3 protein-coding genes and 1 pseudogene are annotated in these 4557 nt (G+C 30.8%); all 4 read left to right on the plus strand.

What is annotated here, in order from left to right:
• On the plus strand, positions 1-523 hold a 523-nt coding region (locus HOLDEFILI_RS19680; protein ID WP_006059221.1), incomplete at its 5' end, for a CpsB/CapC family capsule biosynthesis tyrosine phosphatase.
• 197 nt (positions 524-720) lie between these two features.
• Positions 721-1041, plus strand: a pseudogene (locus HOLDEFILI_RS18855) (transposase).
• A 1063-nt stretch (positions 1042-2104) separates the two neighbouring features.
• Complete coding sequence (locus HOLDEFILI_RS08675) at positions 2105-3343, plus strand: nucleotide sugar dehydrogenase (protein ID WP_039864400.1); 1239 nt, start codon at positions 2105-2107, stop codon at positions 3341-3343.
• 5 nt (positions 3344-3348) lie between these two features.
• On the plus strand, positions 3349-4416 hold the full coding sequence (locus HOLDEFILI_RS18390; protein WP_006059225.1) for a glycosyltransferase family 2 protein: 1068 nt from the start codon (positions 3349-3351) through the stop codon (positions 4414-4416).
• Positions 4417-4557 lie beyond the last annotated feature (141 nt).

A 4557-nucleotide genomic window follows, 5' to 3' on the forward strand; every position in this document is an offset into this window, starting at 1 on the left:
TCCGGATTTACCAGAACTATTAGAAAAGGACGAAATCTTAACCTTAGCTGAATCAGATTATATCTTAGTCGAGTTTCCATTCCGAGACTACAAAGATGAATATGATGAAATTCTTTATGAGCTGGCACTAAGATATCGAGTCATTATCGCACATCCAGAACGGTATAGTTATGTTCAAGATGACCCGAACTTCTGTTTGCGATGGCTGAATGAAGGATATTATTTACAAGCAAATCAAAATAGTTTATTTAAGAAAGAAACAAAGAAAGTTCTTATTTCTATGATCGAACATGGATTTGTTAGCTTTGTGGCTAGTGACGCTCATAACGAACATCGACCTTGCGTACTCTCAGAGTCAAGAGAATTTCTTGCGAAAGAATTCGGAAATACTATAGCGTTCCAATTGATTGAGGAAAATCCAAGAAAGATTTTAAGTAACGAAAAGATTCTTCAATGTCATGGAAAAAAAATTCAGAAAAAGAGACGAAAATTAAATTTGAAAATATTTAAGAGAACAATTTAGAAACATATCAGTGTTATCGAATAATTGATCGAAGATTAATTAAAAGAAGCAGCTTTGGATATAGAGATATTTATTAAATGAATAAAATATCTTTATTAAGTAAAAACAATCCAGTGAATTATTTTTACTAATGGGTATATACCCCGCTGCTTGCAGCGTAATACCGAGCGGAGTATGATAAATACGAAACGAGGGCGATGCAAGTGGAAAAGACCGGCTACTGGGAATTATCCCATAATGGAAGTAATCTTGTTTACCATATTGTATGTCCAGCAAAATACCGTCGGGTGGTATTTGATAAAAATGTGGACGAACATCTTCGACAAATCTTTGTCGAATGCCCAGAAGTTAAGAAAAAATTGTGGGGCGGGCAGTTTTGAACCGACGGATATTTTGTGGAGAATGTTGGAAAAAACCAAAGTGAATCTGTAGTCAAAGCGTATGGGAAGAACCTGGGTGGTAAACAAGATACGGAGTATAGACAGCTATATTTGGGCGTTGACTGCATCGCTGATTAAGATATCCCGGGTCAAGACCCGGGATAGTTCATTGTAAATGTTTTTTTATTAATTTAATTTCTATAAAAACATTAAGAAATCACTGAGGATTCTAAGTTTTATTGTAGCTTTTCAGAGTTCATACTGTTTTATGTTTTGGTCTACTAAACTAGGTAGGCCTTTTTATTTAATAGCTTATTCATTATCCGAATCTAATAGATATCTAGTTTCACAGAGTCGTTTTCATATCCGGACGGAAAAGCATGCAATAGAATTTAGCATAACTATTAACGTGACATAATAGGAACAAAGAAGTAGTAGAAAGTGAAAGGTTCATTTCTTAGTTCATATTTTCTTAACCGAAATATAAACGAAAAGTCCGTAAAAATAGGAACTTTTGGCTGATATAAGGATGGGAGGTATGTCGCGGCGGATAGAGAAATTTTACCTTCTTTTTTGCGTGTAGGTAGATAAAGTTTCAAAATTGGTAGTTGAGGATAATTTTGATGAGAATAAGAGTTTCCATCAGGGAGCTATAGAGGGACGCGTATAGTAAATGACAAATGAAAAAGTGAAAAGAAAAAAACTGAAAATAGCAACGTTTGGACATATATGAATTCCATCAAGAGATGATGAAATAGAAATTATTGTAGAAGAATAAGCTACCCGAATGATTGAGCAGGGGTATCAGTTGATTTGCTATAACTGAACGCAACATTATGTAAGCGGCAAAGACTTCGATGATAGTGTATCGAGCGAGTACAAAGGTGTTCGTTTAAATCAGTCTATTTGATTGATAAGAAGTTTTTTTTACAATTTTGAAAGTTGCATTCAGAAGATGTGATGTGATTTATTTCACCTCAGAGAAAGTGTGCGCAATGATTTAGCTGTCTAAGCAGTTCGGTGAAAGATGTATCGCAAGGGTTTATGAATTCTAGATATAATTTTAGCAAGTAAGGAAAAAACGCCTGAAATAGAGTTTTTTACATGCAACAATTTGTAAAATATTTAGATGCGGTAAAAAATCTGTCTTAGTTATGATTTTCAAATTAGCTTTATAATAAGAATGTGGAGGGAGAAATATATGAAAATTGCAGTAGCAGGAACTGGGTATGTAGGATTAAGTATTGCTACATTATTGGCTCAGCATCATGAAGTTGTTGCAGTTGATATCATTCCAGAAAAAGTAGAATTAATTAACAATAAAAAATCACCTATCCAAGATGATTATATTGAAAAATATTTAGCTGAAAAAGAATTAAACTTAACAGCAACATTAGATGCAAATGAAGCATATAAAGATGCTAAGATAGTTATTATTGCAACACCAACTAACTATGATTCAAAGAAGAATTTCTTTGATACAAGTGCTGTAGAATCAGTAATTAAAATAGTTATGGAAATTAATCCAGAAGCTATTATGGTTATTAAATCGACTATTCCAGTTGGATACACACAAAGTATTAGAGAAAAAACAGGAAGTAAGAATATTATTTTCTCTCCAGAATTCTTAAGAGAATCAAAGGCTTTATATGATAACTTATACCCCTCAAGAATTATTGTTGGAATTGATATAAATGATAAAAGACTTGTTGAAGCAGCTCGTGTATTTGCTGGATTGCTCCAAGAAGGTGCAATTAAAGAAGATATTGAAACATTATTCATGGGATTCACTGAGGCAGAAGCTGTCAAATTGTTTGCAAATACTTATTTAGCTTTACGTGTATCTTACTTTAATGAATTAGATACATATGCTGAAATGAAGGGATTAGACACTGAACAAATTATTAAAGGTGTATGTTTGGATCCTCGTATCGGGACACATTACAATAACCCATCATTCGGATATGGTGGATACTGTTTACCTAAAGACACAAAACAATTATTAGCTAATTATGAAGATGTACCACAAAACATGATGAGTGCAATTGTTGAATCTAATAAAACAAGAAAAGACTTTATTGCTGATAGAGTATTAAAAAAAGCTGGTTATTATAATTATCAAGATAACAATGAATACAATTCACCAAGTGAAAAAGAAATTATTATAGGCGTATATAGGTTAACAATGAAATCTAATAGTGATAACTTTAGACAATCGTCTATTCAAGGCGTAATGAAACGCATTAAAGCAAAAGGTGCAAAAGTCATTATTTATGAACCAACTTTAAACAATAGTGAAACATTCTTTGGTAGTGAGATTGTTAATGATTTAGATACGTTTAAGAAACAAAGCGATGCAATAATTGCCAATAGATATGATGGTAACTTAGATGATGTAAAGCAAAAAGTATATAGTAGAGATTTATTTAGAAGGGATTAATAATTATGTGCAAAATCAGTGTAATAACGCCAGTTTATAAAGTGGAAAATTATTTAAGAAAGTGTATTGATAGTATATTGAACCAGTCTTTTGATGATTTTGAATTAATAATTGTTGATGACGGTTCTCCTGATAATTGTGGTGCAATTGCAGATGATTATAAGGATAAAGATTCACGTGTTAAAGTTATTCATAAAGAAAATGGTGGCGCTCCAAGTGCTCGAAATGAGGGAATAAAAATTGCAAAAGGCAAGTACTTATATTTTCCTGATTCAGATGATTGGATTGAAGAAAACTATTTAGAGGAATTGTATAAATTAGCAGTTTCTAATGATGCTAATTTAGTTATATCAGGATATACTATGGAATACTATGAGAATAATAAAAAGTCAAGTTATAAAGTAAGTGTAGAGAATAAAGTGTATTTAAGTAGAGAAGATGTAGTAAATAATTTACATTTGTATTTTGATAATATGATGATGGCTGTACCATGGAATAAACTTTACAAAACATCTTATATAAAAAGTAATGAACTATTTTTTCCAAATTTAAAGTGGGATGATTTACATTTTAATATGGAAGTTATAATGAATATAAACAAAGTAGTAATTTCTTCAAATAGTGGATATCATTTTTTTAGATCAAGAGAAGGCTCTGAAACAACTACTGTTTTTGATGGATTATTATATCAAAAAAGAAGAGAACAGTTTGAACATATCTTAAAAGTTTACAGAATTTGGAATGTAGAAAATGACAATATTATGGGAAGTATTTATGGGTATTATGCTTCAAGGTTGGTTCAATGTATACAGGAGATATCTATTAGCAATGTCTCCGATAAAAGAAGTTTAATAAGGAATATAATATATGATCAATTTAATAATTATGCTATAGAAAAAGGGAAAATAAATTCAAAACTATTAAGATTAGCAATGTATCCAATGAAATATAAAAATATAACATTATGTTTACTTGTTGGCAAAATTATTGGATTCATTAAAAATCATATGTCTAATTTTTTTTATAAAATAAAATCAATTACGGTAAACAAAGCAATAGCCGAGAGAAGTTAGTTATGAAAATTTTGTTTTGTCCTTCTGATAATAATTTAGCTGGAGCTTTTCAAAGTATGGCTAAATTATGTAGTATTTTGAAGAAAGAGTATGATTTTGAGATTTTAGTCGTTTTAAGAAAAAAAGGTATTGGTCAACAGT

This window comes from Holdemania filiformis DSM 12042, assembly GCF_000157995.1.
Classification (GTDB): Bacteria; Bacillota_I; Bacilli_A; order Erysipelotrichales; family Erysipelotrichaceae; genus Holdemania; species Holdemania filiformis.